We start from the raw sequence: 21686 nt of genomic DNA on the forward strand, positions 1-21686 counted from the left end.
CGTGATATAGCTTTGGCAATGGCTGGAGTAGTGATGACTCAGCAAATGGATTGGGTGCGTTAGGATGGTTTATCAATTTTGGAAACAAAACGTTGGATTTTGGAGACACAAGGTTCTTGTCTCTTTTTTGCTGTTTTTTGCAGTCGTCATTACGACGTTTTCTGTGCGTATTCCTGTTGCTTTGGCGGCAAATGGCACAAGCCTTTCAGCATCGGTGGGGTTTTCTGGTTATTTTGCAGAAGACGACTGGGTTCCTGTCACATTGCGCATTTCTCATCAAGGTCCTGCTGAATCAGCGGTATTAAAAGTGAGTATCAACCAATCTATGGGAAACAACACCAACGCTATAGGTACATTTCAATGGCCGATTGAATTACCGGCCAATCAGAACGTGATCAAACAAATCAGCCTGCCGGGAGATGTAGTCAATGGAGCTGAGGTCGATCTCGTTTTATACAACGGCAATCGTATCGCTTCCACGTTTTTAAGTGGAAATGCGCTCGGACATGTAGCTCTGGTCTCTGTAATCTCAGATTCTCTGCAAACTGCCGCTTATTGGACAGGCAGTAGCGATGGCGTGAATCCTGTACAGCCGGTTGTCGTCTCCCTTTCTACTTTTCCGGAAACTGCTGGCGCGCTAGGTGGAATTCGAGCTGTGGCTGCTTCCCCTGACTTATTGGCTAAACTTTCACAGGCTCAAACAGAGGCTTTGATTACATGGGTGCAACTCGGTGGACTATTGGTAGTGACTGGGACCCACGGTACCGCTTCAGACTGGCGAGGGATTTTACCCATTAAACCAGGAAAGGAAGAAAAAGTATCTGCGGATGGTCTGGGAGCTTTCACCAACACTATACCTCCTTCTGGGAATTTGATGGTTGCTGCGAATGGCATTTCTCGTTCAGCAGAGGAATGGGCGAGTGAAGGCAACACACCGCTTATTGCCAGTCGATTATTGGGGCGTGGTGAGATTTGGCAGACTTCCTTTTCGCCCAATGAGGGAACTTTGCTCGCTTGGTCAGGGAATCCGGCACTTTGGACGACGATTTTACGCAACAGTACTCTTCCTGGGCAATCTGCTTTGGTGAAGCCTTTAAGTCCGAATGGAGTTTTGTCACTGACTTCAGTACGCGACGCTTTGTCGCCTATGCGCGTACCCTCGCTCAAATTTTGGGCTATGGTTTTTTTGCTTTATTTGTTGGTCATTGGCCCACTTCTCTTTACCTGGCTAAGAAAATCTGGAAGAGCAGCTTGGGCTTGGTTTTTTCTACCCTCTATTGCCTTAGTTGTGACAGTTGGTATGTACACGTTTGGTTTGGCGATTCGTCCACCAGGATTGTTAAATGAGGCTGTTGGGGTGTTGGAATTAACAGGTAATGGGATTGGGCAGGCGTATAGTATGCAAGCATTGATGTCGCCCTTTCGTAATCAGATGACCTTTGCTTTGCCGCCTGGGACTTTTGCGCTTACATTGGAACCGAGCAATAGTACGAATCTCAATACAAATTTGATCACGCACGAAGCAAATCATACTCTCGTAAGTTTTGGGACTTCACCTCGTTGGAGCGTGCGTTATCTTTATGCGGTAGATACACTTTCTAAACAAGGTAGTTTGAGCTGTACTTTGTCTTCTTCCTTTGGACTGCTACTTGGAGCAGTAACCAATAATACCCCTTATCCATTACATGATGTCGCGCTTTTTTGGCAAGGCAGATTGTATAATCTGGGAAATTTTTCGCCCGGACAGACCAAGAGTGTGGATCGCGCTGTAGAATCGGCACAAAATTACAGTAATTGGTTATTTGCTTATAGTAATTACAACCATACCATTACTCACAGTATTGGCAGGAGCCTGATTCAATTTGTCAGTTCTGAAAATTGGACAGACGATGATAGTTCGGGCAATATGGCTATGCTTATTGCCAGTACGAGTGCACGTATTCCTACATTGCCAATGGTGTCTAATCGACAGAAAGTGGCTTCAGCAGAAACACTGGTGCTCATTCGTCAATACACCACGGTTTCCACAGATTCGGGGGGGCCGTTTGTATGATACAAACCCAACATTTGACCAAGAAATTTGGCCGATTTACAGCGGTAGATAAGTTGAATTTATATGTACCAGAGGGAACAGTTTTTGGGTTGGTTGGTGAAAATGGCGCAGGTAAAACGACAACCTTATCTATGTTGGCTACATTGTCTACGCCAACATCAGGTAAGGCGGTTATCAACGGTTACGATGTGGTTCGCCATCCTTCGGATGTCCGCCGTTCCATCGGGTTTATGCCGGACAGCTTTGGTGTATATGACGATTTAAGTGTAGATGAGTATTTGGAATTTTATGCGGATTGTTACGCTGTACCGCGTGCTGTCATGCAAAAACGTCGGCAGGATTTATTAGAGCGAGTACAGCTTGTGGACAAGCGGCACACGTATGTCAACGCCTTGTCACGAGGTATGCAGCAAAGATTGGAAATTGCTAGATGCTTAATGCACAACCCACCCGTTTTAATTTTAGACGAACCTGCCTCAGGGCTTGATCCACGATCGCGTATTGAATTGCGCAGCGTACTCAAGGAACTAAAAGCATTGAAAAAAACGGTTGTTATTTCTTCTCATATTTTGTATGAATTAGCGGAGTTTGCGGATGAAATTGGTATTTTGCGACGTGGTCAAATTGCTGCAGTTGCTTCTGTGTCTGTCATGCTTCAACACAGTAGTTCACAACGTACGTTATGGATTGCCACTAAGTCCTCACAGCATGTACTTGAACAGGCTTTGCGCGATGTGCCAGAGGTGAGTTCGGTTACCTACTTTCCTGAAGGAGTAGAAGTTATCTACCAAGGTACACTTGAAGAGCAATCAGAATTGTTGCTTAAACTGTTGCGACGGGGCGTCAGGGTAAGTCAATTTGCAGAACGGCCAACTGACATTGAGGCGTTATTTTTACGCCTCACCAGTGAACGGGAAGAAGGGGGGAGCGCATGAAAAATCCGATATTGCTGAAAGAGTTTCGACAACGTATGCGAACTTCCAGGGCGCCTATTGTAGTTACAGGATATGTGGCGAGTATGGGCATACTAACTTTTTTTCTTCTATACGAGAATGTACAGGGGCAGCTCTATCTTTTTCAGCCAGCGCGAAGTCAACAAGTCTTTACGATTCTCTCACTGATTCAGATGATTATTGTCGCTTTTCTAACGCCCGCTTTTTCGGCAGGGACAATAAGCGGTGAACGAGAAAGGAGAACATTGGCTGTTTTGTTGACCACGCCGCTTTCTCCTTTTTCCATTTTATTCGGAAAAATTATTGCTTCGAGCGCGCTTCAATATCTTCTATTGCTGGCTTCTCTACCACTGTACAGTTTAGTTTTCCTGTTTGGTGGTGCTGTTCCGCAAGAAGTCCTGGCAGTGCTTGTTTTTCAATTGTTTACGATTTTTATAATTGCGACGATCTCGGTCATGTGGTCTACAGTTGCTTTGCGTTCTGGTTGGAGTACGGTGTTGTCCTATGCTACGGTCTCCTTTATGATTTTTATCACAGGCTCCATTGGCTTAGGGCTTCAATCTCTTGCTTCGAATCCGGTGGACGCTGATGTCGCTCGCTACGGACAGTTTTTTTTGTCGCTCAATCCGCTCTGGATTGAAGCTGAATTAGAGAATGCTGTACATTCTGGAAATGCAGAATGGGTGTTGTTTGTGATTTTTTATTTTGCTGTTGCCTGTTGTTTATTACCTTTTTGCATATGGCGCTTACGTCCTCAGTGGCTATGGCGTATTCCAGGCTTGACGAGGGTCAACGAAAGAAATTACCAATAAGAAGGAACCGTGATTAACTGCAGATTGATGAGTTCAAAAAGGTCTTTTTGTGATTCAAACCATCTGCTTCGGGAGGTTTAAGAATGCACAACCTGTTGGGGTGGATTTTGGGAATTATCGTCTTGCTTGTGTTGGTACTTGGTGTTGTCAATTTATCCATATGGCGTCAACGCGATACCCAACAAAAGCGTTCATCAGCGCAAGCGTACCCGTTAGAACATTCAATCAACAACGGAAATGTATGGCAGGAAAAATATTCAGTCCATCTTAACAAGGAAAAATCCAAAGATGAGCAAGGTATACATGCGGTATTACAAGCGGAGAAATTGTCGCCTGCAACGGTCATTGAAGAATCGGGCGACCTGGATGAATCCGCTTTAGTATGCAAAAAATTGGCACGCATACCGGGCGTGTTAGGGTGGGTAATGGTTCGCAATCAGCGTGTCGTTGCATCCGATCGTCCTTATGATGATGCGCTGATGACCACACTTCGTCAGTATTGGATGGCGGCTCGACAATTGCGGAGAGAGTTGGGTGTCAGTATGTCCATGGAAGCCAGTTTGTTTGGTGCAGAAGGTGGCGTTCGTATTTTCTCAAAAGACAATCAGTGGATTGCTGTTATCGTTGAACCGGAGGTCGCATTGGATGATTGGCTATTTAAGGATTGGAATCGTTTGTCCTAAATCACGAATATCTTTGGTCTAGTTTGGTTCCTCCCCACGTAAAAATAATTGGGACAGGGCGTGGGGAGGGGAAAAAGTGACTGCAGTAACCACTCTGTTTGCGCTGGCGATGATATTGTTTGGGGCAGAACTGTTTACCAACGCGATTGAGTGGCTAGGCGTTAAACTTCAGCTTGGCCAAGGCGCAGTCGGCAGTGTATTGGCAGCCATAGGTACTGCTCTTCCTGAGACGGCAGTGCCTGTGACAGCCATTTTGTTTGGCACATCGAAAGAAGCAGCGGATGTAGGAATTGGCGGCATTCTTGGTGCACCATTCTTGCTCTCAACCTTAGGCTCCTTAGTCATGGCACTCGCTTTGCTCAGTTCCCGTAACCGAACTATTCGTTTACCCCTTTCGATTGAACAGAAATCGTTTATGCGTGACATGGGCTTTTTTATTTGTGCCTATATTTGCGCTATGGTTGCGGGATGTGTGCCGATTGTATGGGTACATCATCTGAGCGCGCTCTTGCTCGTGTTTCTATATGCTCTGTTTGTCTGGCGAACTTTGCGTGACAAACCCATAGCGTCCGAAGAAGAGCCTGATCTACACGCTTTGTACCTATCTTTTTCTAAAGATGAACCGAAACTTTCACATATTGTTCTTCAGGTATTTTTATCAATTGCTTGCATAGTGGGCGGTGCCCATTTTTTGACCAACGCGGTAGAACACATGGCAAGCGTCTGGAGATTACCCGCATTTGTTGTATCTGCTCTCTTGATTCCGCTTGCTACAGAGTTGCCGGAAACTTTGAACAGTGTGATGTGGATTCGCCGATCGCGAGATAGTTTGGCAGTAGGCAATATCACAGGTGCTATGGTCTTTCAATCCACTTGGGTGCCAGCACTGGGCATTTGGATGACACCATGGTCGCTAACAACAGACGCTCTTCTGACAGGTTCACTGACCTTGGCGGCTGCCGCTTTCTTATATGGCATGTATCGACTTTATGGCGGACTTTACGCCTGGATGCTCTGGATTGCCTCTATTTTCTATTTTGTCATGCCACTGCTGTCGATCCCGGTAGTACGTCATAGCCCGCACTGGTTCTTTATATTTGTCTTCATCATCTTCTTCTTGCTCTTTTTGGCGTATGTTTCTTTTCGCAGGTCTACCAATCAGGAGATCGTGTAGTAAACTGAACATAAGGATACAAAAATGCGGCCTCAATGACGCATTTTATAAAGAATATTGAAAGAATGGCTAAAATGATTGTTCGCGAAGTGAGGGGTTCATTGTTTGACAGAGTTACAGTGTATTACCTCGGAAAACGTGTCTGTCTTGGCGGTTAAGCATAGTCATCTTTTTTTATTGGCTGACGCTGATTGGTGTGAAGCGTCACAACTGTTTCGAAAAGTAGTGGACGAAGTTAGAAAAGAGTGTCCGGACCAATTTTTTTGGGCCCGCATTCAGGCGGATAAAGAGGAAGATTTTTGCAATCGCTACGGTGTTCAAGCTGTTCCAAGTCTACTGATCTTTCTTCAAGGTTCATTATTTCGCCGTATGGTTGGCTATAAAAGCAAAGAAGATTTGATTTCTCAACTTGCAGATGTCTGGATTCAATAAAAGGGCTGTTTACCATTAGGTGCACAGCCCATTCCCAGTATAAATAAAATCATTGTGTATTTTGCATAGCATGAAAGCTTTCATCCACCGCTTGCAATGTTTCTTCAATATCGGTTTCTGTATGGACAGCAGAAACAAACCAAGCCTCGTATTTTGAAGGAGCAATAAAAATTCCTCTTTGAATCAATTCGTGAAAAAATTGGGCAAATTTTACGCCGTCCGTCGCTTCAGCGTCTGCATACTGGCGAACAGGTTGAGAACCAAAAAAGATGGTAAAGGCTCCCCCAAACGATTGATTGTAATTGTTTCATGATAGTGATGGGCTAGTTCAAGAATACCTTGAGTCAATCGTTTGGCTAGGTCTTCCATTCTTTCGTAGATGCCTGGTGTTTTTAACACACTCAAGCAAGCTAGACCCGCTTTCATGGATAAAGGATTACCTGCCATAGTACCTGCTTGATAAGCTGGACCGAGTGGAGCTACTTGATTCATGATATCGAGTTTGCCCCCATACGCGCCAATTGGCAGTCCGCCGCCAATAATTTTACCAAGTGCGTAGAGGTCAGCGTGAACCCCATAAAGTTGCGCTGCTGAACCGTAGTGGAAACGAAAACCTGTAATCACCTCGTCAAAAATAACCAAAGCGCCGTGTTGGTGTGATATGTCAATCACTTTTTGTAAATAATTTTCAGATTCAGGAGCTACAATACCAAAATTCCCTACAATGGGTTCCACTAAAACGGCAGCAACTTCCATTCCATGGCATGCAAGTGCTTTTTCCAGAGATGATAAGTCATTAAAAGGAACCGTAATAATTTCGGCCGCCGTATTTGCGGTTACGCCTGCACTATCCGGCACGCCTATAGAAGATGGGCCGCTTCCAGCAGCAACAAGCATAGCGTCAGAGTGTCCATGGTAACATCCGGCAAATTTGACAATTTTACTTCTTCCCGTTACAGCCCGTGCTACACGAATGGTGGTCATGACTGCTTCTGTTCCGGAATTGACAAATCTCAGACGTTCTAAATCAGGAATCGCTTGACGCAGTGTTTCTGCAAATTCTACTTCTGCCGGGCAAGGTGTTCCATAAAGTATGCCGTCCTGAGTAGCTTTACGAATGGCATCCATGACGACGGGATGAGCGTGACCTAGAATAGAAGGTCCGTAGGCAGCAAGGTAATCAATATACTCCTGTCCGTCAACATCGATAAAACGACTACCGTTACCCTTTTGCATGACAATAGGTGTTCCACCACCAACTGACTTAAAGGAACGCGATGGACTGTTAACACCGCCAAGAATACTTGCCGTTGCTCGTTCAAACCAAAATTTTGTCTGTGCTCGTTCGCGAGTAAGATGTGACACAATGATCCTCCCCAAAACAATTTACCAGCCCTCAGGCTATCACAATTTGCGGAGTTTGGGCAGACGATTTTATTGTTGTAACTTTCGTATGGCAATTTGCCGACTAGGTAAAACTTTTCTCAACCATACTTGGAATGGAGGAGGAGATGGTGACGAGAAAACTCGACAGCAAATGGCAGCAAGGTTTTCACGCCGCTGCAGAATGGAAGATGCAGACCTCCGATGAGCAGATGCAGAATCTTTCCTTTGGATTTTGTCAAAATATTCACGACAAAACAGCAGAAGGAAGAGTGATGAAAAAATTAACAGCGATGACTATTCGTTAACCTTTGGAAACATTGACACAAGTATACTCGGATTCGTATAATCCCTTCAGACAACGTCCAGTAGGCGAGACGTTCACATGGATTTGCAACGAATGGCGGACGTGAACGCGGAAAACTTCAGGCCTTTTCGTCCCTGAACCATGTGTTCAGTCGATGGGAGGCTTTTTGTTGTTTTTCGCCTATCCAAAATACGTGAGAAGTCTTTTTCCCTGCAGGGCTCGTATTGCAAAATGAGGAGGCCGACCCATGCAAATTCAAAAACCACGCGGAACGTATGACTTGCTGCCTGGCGAAATTGAACTCTGGCAAGCATTTGAAAAAAATGTTTGTCGTCATTTTCATGTCGCTCATTACACAGAAATTCGTACGCCCATTTTTGAACATACCGAGTTATTTGTTCGCGGCGTGGGTGAAACAACAGACATCGTAGAAAAAGAAATGTATAATTTTGTCGATCGTGGTAATCGTTCTTTGACATTGCGTCCTGAAGGTACAGCAGGCGTAGTGCGGGCATATGTGGAGAATAAGCGTTATGGCAAGGTAGATTTGGACAAGCTGTATTACCTTGGCCCCATGTTTCGCTACGAGCGCCCACAAGGGGGCAGAACAAGGCAATTTTACCAGTATGGATGTGAAGTGCTTGGTTCAAACGCGCCAGAATTGGACGCGGAAGTGGTGCAATTGTCATACCGTATTCTGGCGGATTTTGGACTGCAGCATTTGCAAGTCGAATTAAATTCTGTCGGTTGTTCTGTCTGCCGACCACTGCATCGTGATGAGATGTTGGCCTTGGTGTTACCGCGACAGGAAGAATTTTGTTCGGACTGTCAGCGTCGTATGGAAAAAAATCCTTTGCGCATGTTTGACTGTAAACACGAAAATTGTCAACGGTTATTGACAGAACTTCAGGTACCTAGTATTGCCGAACGGTTATGTGCAGAATGTGCAGAGCATTTTACCACCGTACAAGAACATTTGACGGCTATGTCGGTCCCATATCAACTCAATGGAAAATTGGTGCGCGGTCTTGATTATTATACACGCACAGCTTGGGAAGTAACGACTGAAGGTAGCAGTACATTGGCTGGCGGTGGGCGCTACAACGGTTTGATTAAAGAACTGGGCGGGCCTGATATACCTGGAATCGGTTTTGCTGGCGGTATGGAGAGAGTCATTCAATTGGCTGTTGAGCAACAGGTATATGTGCCTGTGTCAGATTCGATAGATGTCTACGTTGCGGTTGCTGATGCTTCTGCCTCCCTGCCTGCTACCGAGCTTGTAGCTGATCTGCGTGCTGAGGGCATTGCAACGGAAAGAGACTTCAACGGTAAAAGCTTGAAATCACAATTGAAAACAGCAGATCGGCTCCACGCTCAGTGGGTTCTGTTGCTTGGCGAACAAGAAGTGGCGAAAGGTGTAGTGGGGATGAAATCGCTCGCCAGCGGTGAGCAGATGGATGTGCCCGCGGACAAGGTTGTAGCGACAATCATCAACAGCCTGAAAAAGGAGAGGGCAAGCCAATGATTTCATCATCACCAGTAGAACGTACAGATTTTCCTCAAAGGACGCATTTTATAGAAGATTTGTTAGAAACTGTTGGACAAACAGTTAAAGTAGCGGGTTGGGTTTCGCGCCGCCGGGATTTAGGAAGTGTCATTTTTATCGATTTGCGTGATCGAACAGGTACACTTCAACTTGTTTTCAATCGCGACTTAGGAACGCCCGAAGAAATGATGCAGTTAGCCGATACACTGCGCAATGAATTTGTTATTGCGGTTACAGGTTGCTTGGTAGAGCGTGACAAGCAGACCATCAATCCTAAAATCGCTACAGGCCATATTGAACTTGTTGTAAAAGAGGTACAACTGGTCAACCGCGCTAAGAATCCTCCTTTCTATATTCAAGAAGGTATTGAAGTAGATGAGCAGGTTCGCCTTAAGTATCGCTACCTGGATTTGCGCCGGCCTGAGATGCAGCGTACTTTACGCTTGCGTCACCAAGTATTCAGCGCTTTTCGGGAATTTTTAAACCAACATGATTTTCTTGAAATTGAGACGCCTATGTTGACTCGCAGCACACCCGAAGGTGCGCGTGATTACATTGTGCCAAGTCGTTTGCAACATGGAGAGTTTTATGCTCTTCCACAGTCACCACAAATTTTTAAACAGCTTTTGATGGTGGCTGGGTATGAACGTTATTATCAAATTGCCCGTTGTTTCCGTGACGAGGATTTGCGTGCCGACAGACAACCGGAATTTACACAATTAGATATTGAAACTTCATTTTTACCCATGGACGATTTACTCAAAATGATGGAAGAGATGTTCGCCTATGTCTTTGCCAAGGTACTTGGTGTCAATTTAACCTTGCCGATGAAAAGACTTACTTATGCAGACGCCATGCGCCTTTATGGCTCGGATAAACCAGATCTGCGCTTTTCCATGGCTATGGTTGACGTTGAAACGTTTGCTCGAGAAAGCAGTTTGGAACCTTTCCACAAGGCCTTGGAGAATGGCGGGATAGTTACTGCGTTGGTTGTTCCTGGCTGTGCTGCTTATTCGCGTAAGCAATTGGATGAATTGACGCAGTTTGTTAAAGACTATGGGCTTAGTGGGCTGGCTACCGTGGCTTGGCAGTCAGAAGGCATCAAATCGTCGATTCAAAAGTTTGTCACACCTGAACAATTGACCCGGCTCATGGATACGGTTCAAGCTAAGCAGGGCGATCTCGTTCTCATTGCAGCTGGTAAGGAGAAAACAGTACGTCAAGCAATGGGAGCGTTACGTCTTAAGCTTGGCCGTGATTTGTCGTTGATAGATGAGGGAGCTTATTGCTTCCTTTGGGTAGTGGATTTCCCGCTGTTTAGTTATGACGAAGAACTGGGTAGATACGTAGCCGAACACCATCCATTCACCATGCCTAAACGAGAGGACTTGCACCTTTTGGAAAATCATCCTGAGCACGTGCGAGCGCAGGCTTACGATTTAGTGCTGAACGGTTACGAATTATCTTCTGGATCCATGCGTATTTATCAAAGAGATTTGCAAGAACGCATGTTTCGAGCACTAGGATTTAGTGAGGATGAAGCGAGAAAACAGTTTGGCTTTTTGTTGGATGCTTTTGAATACGGTACCCCGCCGCACGGAGGAATCGCCTTTGGCCTAGACAGACTGGTTATGCTCATGGCAGGTGGTAAATCCTTGCGTGACTGCATTGCTTTTCCTAAAACCGCCAGTGCCACTGATTTGATGATGGATGCTCCGTCGCCTGCTACACCTGAACAGTTAGCAACACTTGGTATTTCTTTACGTACAACTGTGAAGTAGATTAAAATTTACGTTAATCGGTTGCAAGCCCAACAGCTTCGTGTTAACATAAATCCACAATCGATATTGCCCTGCGGTGTACGTGATGCCCATTGTGTTTTGTTCCAACACTTTTTTAAACGGGAGTTCGGCGTCTCTACCGTAGTAATGCCTGCCTGCTAGTTCAGGACGCATGATGCGGATGAGCAGGACACCCACCTGCGAGAGCAGGATCAAAACCTCGGGTGACACGGCAGTTGCGGGGCGGATGACAGATACCATCAGCGAGACCGCTTGGTCTCGCTTTATATTATGTTTCATTACTGTTTACAGTTTTCAGATTGACGTCAGTTTAAGAAAAGGTATAAAGTTGACTTAATTACTAGGAATTTGTTTTCAGGAGTGGGGGAATTCAGTTCGTGATGGCAACCATTATTGATTTGCGCAGCGATACGGTGACAAAACCGACTGACGAGATGCGTGAAGCTATGTTGCGCGCAGAAGTGGGTGACGATGTCTATGGCGAGGATCCAACGGTAACTCAATTACAAGAAATGGCTGCGGAGATGCTGGGGAAAGAGGCGGCTTTATTTGTGACCAGTGGGACACAAGGCAATCAGGTTGCTATTGCGGCACAAGCAGGTCGAGGTGAAGAAATTATTGCCGAAGCAGAGTCTCACATTTTTTATTATGAAGCTGGGGCTGTAGCTGCAATAGCTGGAGCACAGTTGCGCCAATTGTCAGGTACGAGAGGTTCTTTGCTTCCGGAAAGTGTGGAGGCGGCCGTTCGTCCCCTGGACATTCATCAACCGCCAACACGCTTAATCTGCTTGGAAAATACGCATAATCGTGCTGGTGGAGCGATTTTGCCACTGGCTCATCTGCAGGGTGTGGCGAAAGTAGCTGAACGATATGGAATATCCGTACATATGGATGGAGCACGTTTGTTTAACGCCGCTGTAGCACTGGGGATACCTATACGGGAGATTGCTCAATATGCCGATACGGTGCAAGTTTGTCTATCCAAAGGTTTGGCTGCCCCCATTGGTTCAATCGTTGCTGGATCGACAAAATTTATAGAGGAAGCCCGTGTTTGGAGGAAACGGCTTGGTGGTGGAATGCGTCAAGCAGGCGTCATTGCAGCACCTGGTATGATAGCGTTACAGACGATGGTTGAAAGATTGGCTGTTGATCATGAAAATGCAAAGCGATTGGCGAATGGTCTGAAGAATTTGCCGGGATTGCGTGTGGATGTGGAAAGTGTAGAGACGAATATCGTATTGGTACAAGTTGAAGAGCATTTTCCTATCTCTGCGGAAGAACTCATTCGGAAATTAGCTGCTCTCGGCGTGCGTGTTTCTCAATTTGGGGCACAAACGATACGTATGGTTACGCATAAAGATGTTCTTGAAGAAGATATTGAAGACGTGATTGAACGCGTAACGAACTGTTTGGGAGCGATTTCTCCATGAATGATTTGTTTGCCATGGCCAGTGCTTCTTCAGCAAATCGAGAAGCACCGCTTGCCTATCGCATGCGCCCCCGCTCACTCGATGAAATTTATGGACAGCCAGAACTCACAAACAAAGAGGGTATTTTAGCAAAAGCGATTCGTGCAGATCGATTGATGTCGGTAATTTTGCATGGACCCCCTGGAACAGGAAAAACCTCCATTGCCCATGTGATTGCCAAATCGACTCGGTCTTCTTTTACTGAATTAAACGCTGTTTCTTCGGGTGTTCAGGATATTCGTCGAATTGTCGAGGAAGCTAAAGAAAATCGAGAACTTTATCAAAAGCGCACTTTGGTCTTCATAGATGAAATCCATCGTTTTAATCGAAGTCAGCAGGATGCTTTGCTGCCACATGTTGAGAGTGGCTTATTAGTTTTGGTAGGAGCGACTACAGAGAACCCTGCATTTGCAGTTAATGCTGCACTCCTTTCACGTTCCTTACTTTTTCAATTACGGCCGCTGGCAGAGAAAGATATGGAGCATCTGATTGATCAAGCACTTAAAGATGAAGAACGTGGGTTAGGCAGTTTGGGGATACGTATGGACAAAAAAGCGCAATCTATTTTAATTCGACTCGCCCACGGCGATGCTAGGCGGGCTCTCAACACTCTGGAAATGGCAGCCGTTTCAGCTCATATGGATGCAGATGGTTTCGCAACGATTCGTGAATCGGATATTTTATCTGTGATGCAAGCTCCTGTCGTACTCTACGACCGCGCTGGAGATGAGCATTACGATACGATTTCTGCCTTTATCAAGTCAGTACGAGGCTCTGACGTGGATGCTGCAATGGTTTGGTTGGCTAAAATGATTGTCGCAGGGGAAGACCCTCTATTTATTGCACGGAGATTGATCATACTAGCTGTGGAAGATATTGGGGATGGAGATCCGTCTGCGCTTACTGTTGCAGTATCAGGATTGCATGCTCTGGAAGCTATTGGGATGCCGGAAGGACGGATTGTCTTAGCGCAGGTGACAGCTCATTTGGCTAAAGCTCCTAAATCCAATAGAGCTTATCGGGCTATTCAAGCCGCAATTGCTGATGTGAAAGCAGGTATACCGTTAGCAGTTCCTACACATCTGCGTGGTACAAGTTATGCAGGGGCGAAACGGCTTAGGCGGGGAGAAGGTTATCTTTATCCGCACGATTATCCGGGTCACTACGTCGAACAAAACTATTGGCCAGAAGGAATGTCCAAAAAAACTTATTATCCTGAATAAACCTTTTGCTCGAGGTAAATCGGCAGAGAATAGCGAGGCGAATCAAAAAGTGAAGATTTCTACCAAGGGTCGCTACGGGCTTATGTTGATGGTCGATTTGGCCGTTCATGATGATGGTCAACCTGTTTCCTTAAAATCAGTAGCCGAGCGACAAGGGCTGTCCGAACACTATTTAGAGCAACTGATTTCACCGCTGCGCAATGCTGGCTTTGTCCGTAGTGTGCGTGGCGCTTATGGTGGCTATCAATTGACCAAAGCCGCTAGCGATATTTCTGTTCTGGATTTATTTTCTCTATTGGAAGGACCTTTACAGTTTGCGGAAAAAGACATTGAGGATGGGCTGGGGCAGCTTTGGACGCGAATGGAACAAGCGTTGCAATCAGTTCTCGGCTCTCTTTCTTTGGCCGATCTCGTTTCTTTCCGGCAATCGGACGAGCACGGTTACATGTTTTATATATAAAAGCTCATTGATAGTGATATCTTATGGAGTGAGACGGAAATATGATTTATTTGGACAATGCAGCCTCTACCCCTATGCATCCTCATGTTATAGCCGCTATGCAATCAGCTATGGATTCACTGGCTGGTAATCCTTCGAGTGTTCATCAAATGGGACGCCAAGTGAAAATGCGCCTGACAGAAGCGAGAGAACGGTTGGCCGATTGGCTTCATTGTCAGTCTACGGAAATCGTATTTACAAGTGGAGGAACGGAAGCCAATCATATGGCATTATTCAGCGCTTTTCTAGCTGGACGGAAAAGAACGGATCGACCCCATTTTCTAACGACAGCTATAGAACACCATGCGGTACTGGAAAGTTTGGAACTGATACAAGATTTGGGGGCGGATATAACACTTTTGCCGGCCAGTTTGGGTGGTAGAATATCTGTAGATGCGCTTTTAGATGCCATACGCCCACAAACAGTTTGTGTCAGTTTAATGATGGTGAACAATGAATTAGGCAGCCGCTTGCCGGTAGAAGAAGCGGTTCAGAGAATCAAGTCGATTCGACCAGATATTCATTTGCACACAGACGCTGTCCAAGCGTTGCCCAATTTGCGTCTATCCCTATCTTCTCTTGGAGTAGATAGCGCTGCTTTCTCAGCACATAAGATTCACGGTCCCAAAGGAATTGGGGCGCTCTATATTCGCAAGGGACAACCCTTTTTTAGCAGTTTGCGCGGTGGGCAGCAAGAACGTAAGAGACGTGCGGGGACGGAAAATATTCTTGGGATTATTGGTTTTGCGGAGGCGGTGAAGATGCTTCGCGAAGAATGGGAGATTCGCCAGGAGAAATTATACCGTTTAAACCGACTCATGCGTTCTGTATTCCAACAAATTCCTGATTGTGAAGTTCTCAGTCCGGACGATGCTGTGCCTAGTATTTTATCTACAGCGTTCTCTGGTACAAGCAGTTCGACGATGCTCATGCAACTGGATTTGGCCGGTTTTGCAGCCTCCGCAGGATCAGCTTGTACAGCGGGAGTTATAGCGCAAAGTCATGTTTTATCTGCCTGCGGATACCCCGAGAACATTAGAAAAAGCGCCATCCGATGGAGTTTGTCTGCCATGAACACGGAATCTGAAATCGAAAAATTAAAAGATTGGTTGCAAGGACACTTTAAATCAAGTTGATTTTTCTATGAGTGCAAAATTTGCATTGCTTCCTGTGGCCAAGAAGTGTATGATAGTCATCGGGTTATCAATCGTTACTTTATATATATTTCGTGTATAGCAATTTTCATGGTTTGTATGTCTTTTTTAAAATTTCTGATTTTATTCTGTTTGCCTTGCGGATTTCTTGGTTATCTTGAGAAGTACATAAGGTAAAACGGGTTGGTAAATTTGACAGTTTCTGAAAAGGGGACCTGTTGGATGAGATGTCCACACTGTCATTGTAGAGATATTGGGAAAATTGGAGCTAGCCAATTTTATTGTTGGAATTGTTTTAAAGAGTTTAATGTATCCGGTGAAGAAGTCAAAGTATATGATGTCGCGGAGGATGGTTCGCTCGTCTCTGTTGAAGAAGCACTTGCGGAAGAGCTAGAGTATGGAACAGGCGCCTGAAAGGCGCCTGTTTGATTCAGATGGAATGGAAACATGCTGTTTCCGAATTACCTGCCGGATAGACCAATTCCGTACAAACCGAGTGCCGCTGCGGCTAGTCCAAAGAGCAATGAGCTGAAAACGTACAGGGTTGCTGCTCCATAACGCTCTTCACGGAGCATTGCGAGTGTTTCGTATGTAAACGTGGAAAATGTAGTATATGCCCCACACATGCCTACTCCTAGTATGAGCATAGGAATATCGCCAGCTTGTGGGAAATAGGCGTTTAACGACGAAGTAAACCAACCGAGCAAAAATGAGCCGCTTACATTGATGAAAAGTGTAGGATAAGGGAAGGTCAGGGTCCATCTCTCATTCATAACTGTAGCAATCCAGTAACGAAGCAATGCCCCTATGATGCCTCCAAAGCCCACATATAAAGCGTTCAAGCGTTTGTTCTTCCTTTCTTCTGTTGCCATTCTGCTAAAGCAAAACCAGCAAAAGCAAGTGCTGTACCGAGCAAGATAGAGAGCGCCACATAGAGCACCGATTCAAGCCATAAATCAGCAGTCCAAAGCGACCAAAAATTAATACAAAAAGTGGAGAATGTTGTAAAAGCTCCTACGATGCCTGTCCCTACACCCAGTCGGATTGACGCAGGGAAATGAACCTTACCGCTTGTCCATGTATAAAACCAAGCAAGAAAAAAACTGCCAACCAAATTAATGATTAAAACGTCTGCTGGGAAACCGTGTATGGTGCCCATCCATTCAGAGATTCCATAGCGCAGAATAGCACCAATAAATCCACCTGCAGCAACTGCCAGAAAATTCAATTCTATTCACCCGCCCAGCTTGTCCCAATAGCTTACTCAGTTAGTATAGTGCAGAGCTTTCTTACGTACAAATAGTGCAGGACAAGGTTGCATATACTGAAAAGTAGCTTCGTCTGTATGGGAAGGAGTATGCAGTTGAAAATTCGCCTGTCCCGATATACGCAAGGAGCATTAGCGGTATTGCTCACTCTGCTTTGTCTGTATCTATTAGGCCAATTACGTGGGTTTTTTAACGATATTTGGCTGGTTTTGCGAGCTGTTCTGTTTCCATTTCTGGCAGCATTGATTATTACTTATATTTTGCAACCTGTTGTGGGACTTTTAACAAGACGCAGGGTTCCCAAAAGTATGGCCATTTTAATTATTTATTTGTTCGCGACTATGCTGATTGTAGTGGCATTGTTGCATGCGGTACCAGCCGTAACTCGTCAAGCCAATCAATTAATGAACAATTTGCCCAGTATGATGAACAATGCGAATAGCTGGATTGATGAGATTATGCGGAGAAAGCAGTATTTACCGGATGCTTTGCGAGTAGGTATGGAAAATGCGTTAAATCAGGTGGAATCACGTGTGGCAAGCTGGTTCAGCAGTCTCTTTACGGTAGTCAGCGGCGTGGTCAGTACGGTATTTTCGCTCTTTCTTGTGCCGTTTCTCGTTTTTTATATGCTTAAAGACGGGCGGGGTATGGGGCGAGCCATTGTGAATCTTTGGCCGAAGGAAAAACGTGAGGAAGTACGTGAGCTGCTTGTGCGTGTGGATGAAACGCTGGGTCGCTACATACGCGGTCAGTTACTGGTTATGCTTGCAGTAGGGATTCTCACTTATATAGGCTATCTGATTGTGGGTATGCCCTATGCACTGATGTTGGCACTGTTTTTGGCCATTGCCGATATGATACCGTATATTGGTCCGTTTATTGGTGCTGCACCGACGATTTTGCTTGCTCTGCCGCTTGGCTGGCCCATGGTGCTCAAAGTGTTGCTTGTCAATGTCATTGTTCAGCAATGTGAAGGCAATTTTTTGTCCCCGCAAATCATGGGCAGAACGCTTTCCTTGCATCCCATGTCGATTGTGGCTGCTTTGCTTCTTGGCGGCGAACTCGGTGGTGTGTTAGGGCTGATCGCGGCTGTACCGTTGCTTGCGGTAGGAAAAGTCATTTGGATGCAACTGCGGCCCCAACATTGACAGTACTCCCCAAAGTTCGTTACAATTTCGCCAATCTGATTTATCTGTGTGTCCTACTGGGGCAACCGCTAGATCCAATGATGATAAATGGTGAGCGATGCGGAAGAATCGATGGAAGCTTTGAGATTTGGTTCAGAGAGGACGTCCTTTTGGCTGTAAGTCGTCCCCAAATCGCTTCATCGTGCCACTTCCAAGCGCGTTAAAACGCCGGGTGCGCCCGTTATTGCGCGTATGAGTGACAGTGGAGCAGATAATATTTTGTTCACTGTAAGCAGGGTGGTACCGCGAGCGCCTCTCGTCCCTGACGGGTAAGGGCGCTTTGTCTATTTTATTGAAGGGTTAAAGGAGTGTTTGTATGAAGCCGTTGAGTGGGCAAACCATTCGCCAAATGTACAAGCAGTTTTTTGCGGAGCGCGGCCATCAGGTGATGCCAAGCGCCAGTTTAGTGCCTTATGATGACCCAACACTGCTTTGGATTAACGCAGGTATGGCTCCTCTCAAACCCTACTTCGATGGAAGAGAGATACCAGAAAATCCACGTATTGTTTCATCACAAAAGTGCATTCGAACCAACGACATTGAAGAAGTCGGAAAAACAGCACGTCATCAAACTTTTTTTGAAATGCTCGGAAATTTTTCCTTTGGCGACTATTTCAAAACGGAAGCCATCACATGGGCCTGGGAATTTCTAACTCAACATTTAGATCTCGATCCTCAATTATTATCAGTCACTATTCATGTCGAAGATGAAGAAGCTTTTTCAGTCTGGCATGAAACTGTAGGACTGCCCACGGAACGAATTTATCGTGGCGAGGAGGATAACTTCTGGGAAATCGGCGAAGGACCATGTGGACCTTGTTCAGAAATTTTTTACGATCGCGGTGAAGAATTTGGCTGTGGCTCTCCCGATTGTAAACCTGGATGTGATTGTGATCGCTTTCTTGAAATTTGGAATCTTGTTTTTACACAGTACAACAAGGAATCAGACGGCAGCTATACGCCGCTTCCGAAAAAAAATATAGATACAGGCAGCGGTCTGGAGCGCTTAGCATCTGTATTGCAGCAAGTTCCCAATAATTTTGAAACGGATTTATTTAAACCGCTTCTCGACGCTACGAGTAAAATCGCCAATCGTGTTTACGGATCTGATCATGCTGCAGATGTGCATTTTAAAATTATTGCCGATCATGTACGTACCGTTTCCTTTGCTATAGCTGATGGCGTACTGCCAGGTAATGAAGGCCGTTCGTACATCATCCGCAGGCTATTGCGTCGAGCGGTGCGTAGTGGCCGCAGACTTGGGGTTGAACGTCCTTTTCTTTACCAATTGGCCAACGTTGTAGCTGACATTATGGGCGAGGACTATCCTGAAGTGCGTGATAAGCTCGACTTCATCATACGTGTGATTCGCACTGAAGAAGAGCGGTTTCTTGAAACACTCAGTGAAGGAGAAGCATTACTGGCAGATAAAGTGAAACAACTGGAAACATCTGGACAGACAGAACTGCCAGGAGAAGATGCTTTCATGCTCTACGATACGTTTGGATTTCCAATTGATTTGACGATAGAAATTGCAGCTGAACGAGGCATAACGGTCAACCGTGCAGCGTTTGAAGCTCTGCTAGAGGAACAGCGCGAGCGTGCACGTAACGCACGTCAGCAAACAGAGGGTATGCAGAGCGAACGAACCGAGATCGAACAAATTACTGAAGCGTCTCAATTTGTAGGTTACCATACTCTGCGAGCGGAAGGTTCAGTTTTTGCTTTGCTTGCCAATGGCAGGCGTGTTGAACGGTTGGAAGCTGGGATGGAAGGATTGCTCTTTCTCAGCGTAACTCCTTTTTATGCTGAAAGCGGCGGCCAAGTGGCAGATGAAGGCACCATTACCACAACTACAGGTGCTGCACAAGTTGTAGCGGTAGCTAAAGCTCCGCATGGGCAGCATGTGCATACTGTTCGGGTGTTGACTGGCAGTTTGCAGATAGGTCAGTTGGCAATTGCCCAGGTCGATGAAGAGAGACGGCGCGAAACCGTCAAAAACCATACAGCTACGCATCTTCTGCACAAGGCTCTACGCCGCGTGCTGGGAACGCATGTCGCGCAGGCAGGTTCCCTAGTAGCTCCCGATCGATTGCGCTTTGATTTTTCTCATTTCGGGGCTATGACAGCTGAAGAAATAGAGATGGTTCAAGATTTGGTCAACCGCGATATTCAAGCGGATGGTATGGTTCATATTGAGGAAATGGATATTGAAGCAGCTAAAGCCAAGGGAGCTATGGCTCTGTTTGGTGAAAAATACGGTCAGCGTGTAAGGGTTGTCAGTGCGCTGGACAGTATTGAACTGTGCGGTGGTTGCCATGTGGCAAGGACAGGACTTATTGGTCAATTTATCATTCTGAGTGAATCAGGTATTGGTTCAGGAGTACGCCGCATCGAGGCAGTCACTGGAAAGGCTGCTTATGAAGAGTTTAAACGTCAATCCAATCAATTGGATTATATTGCAAGTCTGTTAAAAGCAGGACGTCATGAATTGGTCGATCGCGTTTCGCGCATGCTCGAAGAGAAACGCAAGGATGAACGCGAACTGGAGTCGCTTCGAGCAAAATTGAGTCAAAATCAGGCGCAAGATTTATTGGCTGTGGTGAAACAGGTCGCTGGCCTACCTCTGTTAGCTGCGGCTGTGGAAAATAGCGATGGTGAAGCGTTGCGTCAAATGGTGGATTCTCTTAAAGAAAAAATGGATTCCTATGTGATTGTATTAGCTTCGGCACAAGGCGCTGATAAGGTGCATTGGGTTGCAGCGGTGTCTAAGGATTTGCAAACTCAGGGAGTGCATGCTGGTAAGCTTGTCAAGTCGGTAGCTCAAATTACAGAAGGCTCTGGTGGAGGGCGTCCTGATTTTGCCCAGGCTGGCGGCAAGAACGCGAGCAAGATAAGTACCGCATTGTCTAAAGTATCATCAATCCTTGAGGAGATGAAGGGAATTCGCGCTTAACAGTCGAATTGCTTAGACAAATCCTGCTGCTGATCAGTACGAGGGGGCTGGTCGGGCTAAAGAGTAGTGAGGTGTTGGTAGGTGGACGGGCAATTGGATGAAACCATGCGATTCCCCACCAAACGGGTGAACGCTGAGGCGCGTTCGGCGTTTCAGTTGGCATATCGAGCGTTGATTGAAAAAGGGTATAATCCAATATATCAAATATCTGGTTATTTAATTTCGGGAGATCCTGCGTATATCACCAGCCATCTTGGCGCTCGCAACGCTATTCGACGCATGGAGCGAGATGACTTGATTGAAGAATTGGTGCGCGCGTATGCGGAGATGGTTCAAGATGAGAGCACTCGGGATTGATTATGGTACAGAACGGATTGGACTTTCGCTCTCTGATCCAAGCGGTTTGATTGCCCAAGCTCATAGTGTATTGCAAAAACTTACTGACAAGGAAGCTATCTCCACCATTGTCCAGCTTGTCCATACTGAGCAGGTCGAGACGGCTGTGCTCGGCCTGCCTAGAAATATGAATGGCAGCGAAGGTGAATGGACCAAGAAGGTGCGCCAGTTTGGCCACCTTTTAGAACAGAATCTGTCAATCCCGCTCGTCTATATCGATGAGCGGTTAACCACTGTAGCGGCTGAAAGGACCTTGTTGGAAGCCAACATCAGCCGTAAACGCCGTCGCCAGGTGGTAGACGCTTTGGCAGCCACCCTTTTGCTGCAACAATATCTAGATTTTCGGTCAAGAAACGTTTAGTACGTTTTGTAGAAGGTTTTGCAACCTT

Annotated in this window: 20 protein-coding genes, 1 other RNA gene and 1 pseudogene; 19 read left to right on the forward strand and 3 right to left on the reverse strand. The window is 45.9% G+C overall.

Annotation, left to right across the window (positions count from 1 at the left end):
- The first annotated feature begins 64 nt into the window (after positions 1-64).
- The 6 genes from FY534_RS04835 (at position 65) to FY534_RS04860 (ending at position 6107) form a co-directional block, all read left to right on the forward strand.
- Entirely contained in the window at positions 65-2053 is a 1989-nt protein-coding gene (locus tag FY534_RS04835; RefSeq protein ID WP_203115340.1) for an FAA hydrolase family protein, read from the forward strand.
- Complete coding sequence (locus FY534_RS04840; RefSeq protein ID WP_072872634.1) at positions 2050-2988, forward strand: ABC transporter ATP-binding protein; 939 nt, start codon at positions 2050-2052, stop codon at positions 2986-2988. The genes FY534_RS04835 and FY534_RS04840 overlap by 4 nt, the downstream gene beginning before the upstream one ends.
- Positions 2985-3818 carry an ABC transporter permease gene (locus tag FY534_RS04845; RefSeq protein WP_072872633.1) on the forward strand — a complete coding sequence of 278 codons (834 nt, stop codon included), beginning with the start codon at positions 2985-2987 and terminating at the stop codon, positions 3816-3818. The genes FY534_RS04840 and FY534_RS04845 overlap by 4 nt, the downstream gene beginning before the upstream one ends.
- Before the next feature lie 83 nt (positions 3819-3901).
- The gene (locus FY534_RS04850) at positions 3902-4501 is read left to right on the forward strand and encodes a hypothetical protein (protein ID WP_072872632.1); all 600 of its coding nucleotides are present in this window, start codon (positions 3902-3904) and stop codon (positions 4499-4501) included.
- A gap of 76 nt (positions 4502-4577) precedes the next feature.
- Complete coding sequence (locus tag FY534_RS04855; protein ID WP_238413670.1) at positions 4578-5675, forward strand: sodium:calcium antiporter; 1098 nt, start codon at positions 4578-4580, stop codon at positions 5673-5675.
- A gap of 105 nt (positions 5676-5780) precedes the next feature.
- A complete protein-coding gene (locus FY534_RS04860) occupies positions 5781-6107 on the forward strand; it encodes a thioredoxin family protein (protein ID WP_203115341.1) in 327 nt (108 codons plus the stop codon).
- Positions 6108-6156: 49 nt separating this feature from the next.
- Here FY534_RS04860 and FY534_RS04865 read toward each other — a convergent pair.
- Positions 6157-7472, reverse strand: a pseudogene (locus FY534_RS04865) (glutamate-1-semialdehyde 2,1-aminomutase).
- 149 nt (positions 7473-7621) lie between these two features.
- Here FY534_RS04865 and FY534_RS04870 point away from each other — a divergent pair.
- From FY534_RS04870 to FY534_RS04910, 9 genes are all read left to right on the forward strand, one after another.
- Entirely contained in the window at positions 7622-7798 is a 177-nt protein-coding gene (locus tag FY534_RS04870; protein ID WP_165611912.1) for a hypothetical protein, read from the forward strand.
- A gap of 246 nt (positions 7799-8044) precedes the next feature.
- Positions 8045-9322 (forward strand): histidine--tRNA ligase, encoded by a 1278-nt coding sequence (gene hisS, locus FY534_RS04875; RefSeq protein WP_203115343.1) that lies wholly within the window; start codon positions 8045-8047, stop codon positions 9320-9322.
- The gene (aspS, locus tag FY534_RS04880) at positions 9319-11124 is read left to right on the forward strand and encodes an aspartate--tRNA ligase (protein WP_203115344.1); all 1806 of its coding nucleotides are present in this window, start codon (positions 9319-9321) and stop codon (positions 11122-11124) included. Before hisS ends, aspS begins: the two co-directional genes overlap by 4 nt.
- Before the next feature lie 65 nt (positions 11125-11189).
- A non-coding RNA gene (gene ssrS, locus FY534_RS04885) (6S RNA) lies at positions 11190-11373 on the forward strand.
- A gap of 152 nt (positions 11374-11525) precedes the next feature.
- The gene (gene ltaE / locus FY534_RS04890; RefSeq protein WP_203115345.1) at positions 11526-12575 is read left to right on the forward strand and encodes a low-specificity L-threonine aldolase; all 1050 of its coding nucleotides are present in this window, start codon (positions 11526-11528) and stop codon (positions 12573-12575) included.
- Positions 12572-13837, forward strand: coding sequence for a replication-associated recombination protein A (locus tag FY534_RS04895; RefSeq protein WP_203115346.1), 1266 nt, complete (start codon positions 12572-12574; stop codon positions 13835-13837). Before ltaE ends, FY534_RS04895 begins: the two co-directional genes overlap by 4 nt.
- Positions 13838-13886: 49 nt before the next feature.
- A complete protein-coding gene (locus FY534_RS04900; RefSeq protein WP_072872626.1) occupies positions 13887-14297 on the forward strand; it encodes an RrF2 family transcriptional regulator in 411 nt (136 codons plus the stop codon).
- A 41-nt stretch (positions 14298-14338) separates the two neighbouring features.
- Entirely contained in the window at positions 14339-15472 is a 1134-nt protein-coding gene (locus tag FY534_RS04905) for a cysteine desulfurase family protein (protein WP_203115347.1), read from the forward strand.
- Between the two features lie 240 nt (positions 15473-15712).
- Positions 15713-15904: a hypothetical protein gene (locus tag FY534_RS04910; RefSeq protein WP_072872624.1), complete on the forward strand. Its 192-nt coding sequence runs from the start codon at positions 15713-15715 to the stop codon at positions 15902-15904.
- Positions 15905-15951: 47 nt separating this feature from the next.
- Here the strand turns inward: FY534_RS04910 and crcB are convergent, their stop codons facing one another.
- Positions 15952-16332, reverse strand: coding sequence for a fluoride efflux transporter CrcB (gene crcB / locus FY534_RS04915; protein ID WP_165611911.1), 381 nt, complete (start codon positions 16330-16332; stop codon positions 15952-15954).
- On the reverse strand, positions 16329-16718 hold the full coding sequence (locus FY534_RS04920) for a fluoride efflux transporter FluC (protein WP_072872622.1): 390 nt from the start codon (positions 16716-16718) through the stop codon (positions 16329-16331). Before FY534_RS04920 ends, crcB begins: the two co-directional genes overlap by 4 nt.
- Positions 16719-16853: 135 nt before the next feature.
- On the opposite strand from FY534_RS04920, the gene FY534_RS04925 reads away from it, so the two are divergent.
- The 4 genes from FY534_RS04925 (at position 16854) to ruvX (ending at position 21658) form a co-directional block, all read left to right on the forward strand.
- The gene (locus FY534_RS04925; protein WP_238413671.1) at positions 16854-17906 is read left to right on the forward strand and encodes an AI-2E family transporter; all 1053 of its coding nucleotides are present in this window, start codon (positions 16854-16856) and stop codon (positions 17904-17906) included.
- A gap of 355 nt (positions 17907-18261) precedes the next feature.
- Positions 18262-20901 (forward strand): alanine--tRNA ligase, encoded by a 2640-nt coding sequence (gene alaS / locus FY534_RS04930; RefSeq protein WP_203115348.1) that lies wholly within the window; start codon positions 18262-18264, stop codon positions 20899-20901.
- 105 nt (positions 20902-21006) lie between these two features.
- Positions 21007-21258 carry an IreB family regulatory phosphoprotein gene (locus FY534_RS04935; protein WP_072872751.1) on the forward strand — a complete coding sequence of 84 codons (252 nt, stop codon included), beginning with the start codon at positions 21007-21009 and terminating at the stop codon, positions 21256-21258.
- Entirely contained in the window at positions 21239-21658 is a 420-nt protein-coding gene (gene ruvX, locus FY534_RS04940) for a Holliday junction resolvase RuvX (RefSeq protein WP_072872619.1), read from the forward strand. The genes FY534_RS04935 and ruvX overlap by 20 nt, the downstream gene beginning before the upstream one ends.
- The last annotated feature ends 28 nt before the right edge of the window (positions 21659-21686 follow it).

This window comes from Alicyclobacillus sp. TC (assembly GCF_016804365.1).
GTDB lineage: Bacteria > Bacillota > Bacilli > Alicyclobacillales > Alicyclobacillaceae > Alicyclobacillus_I > Alicyclobacillus_I tolerans.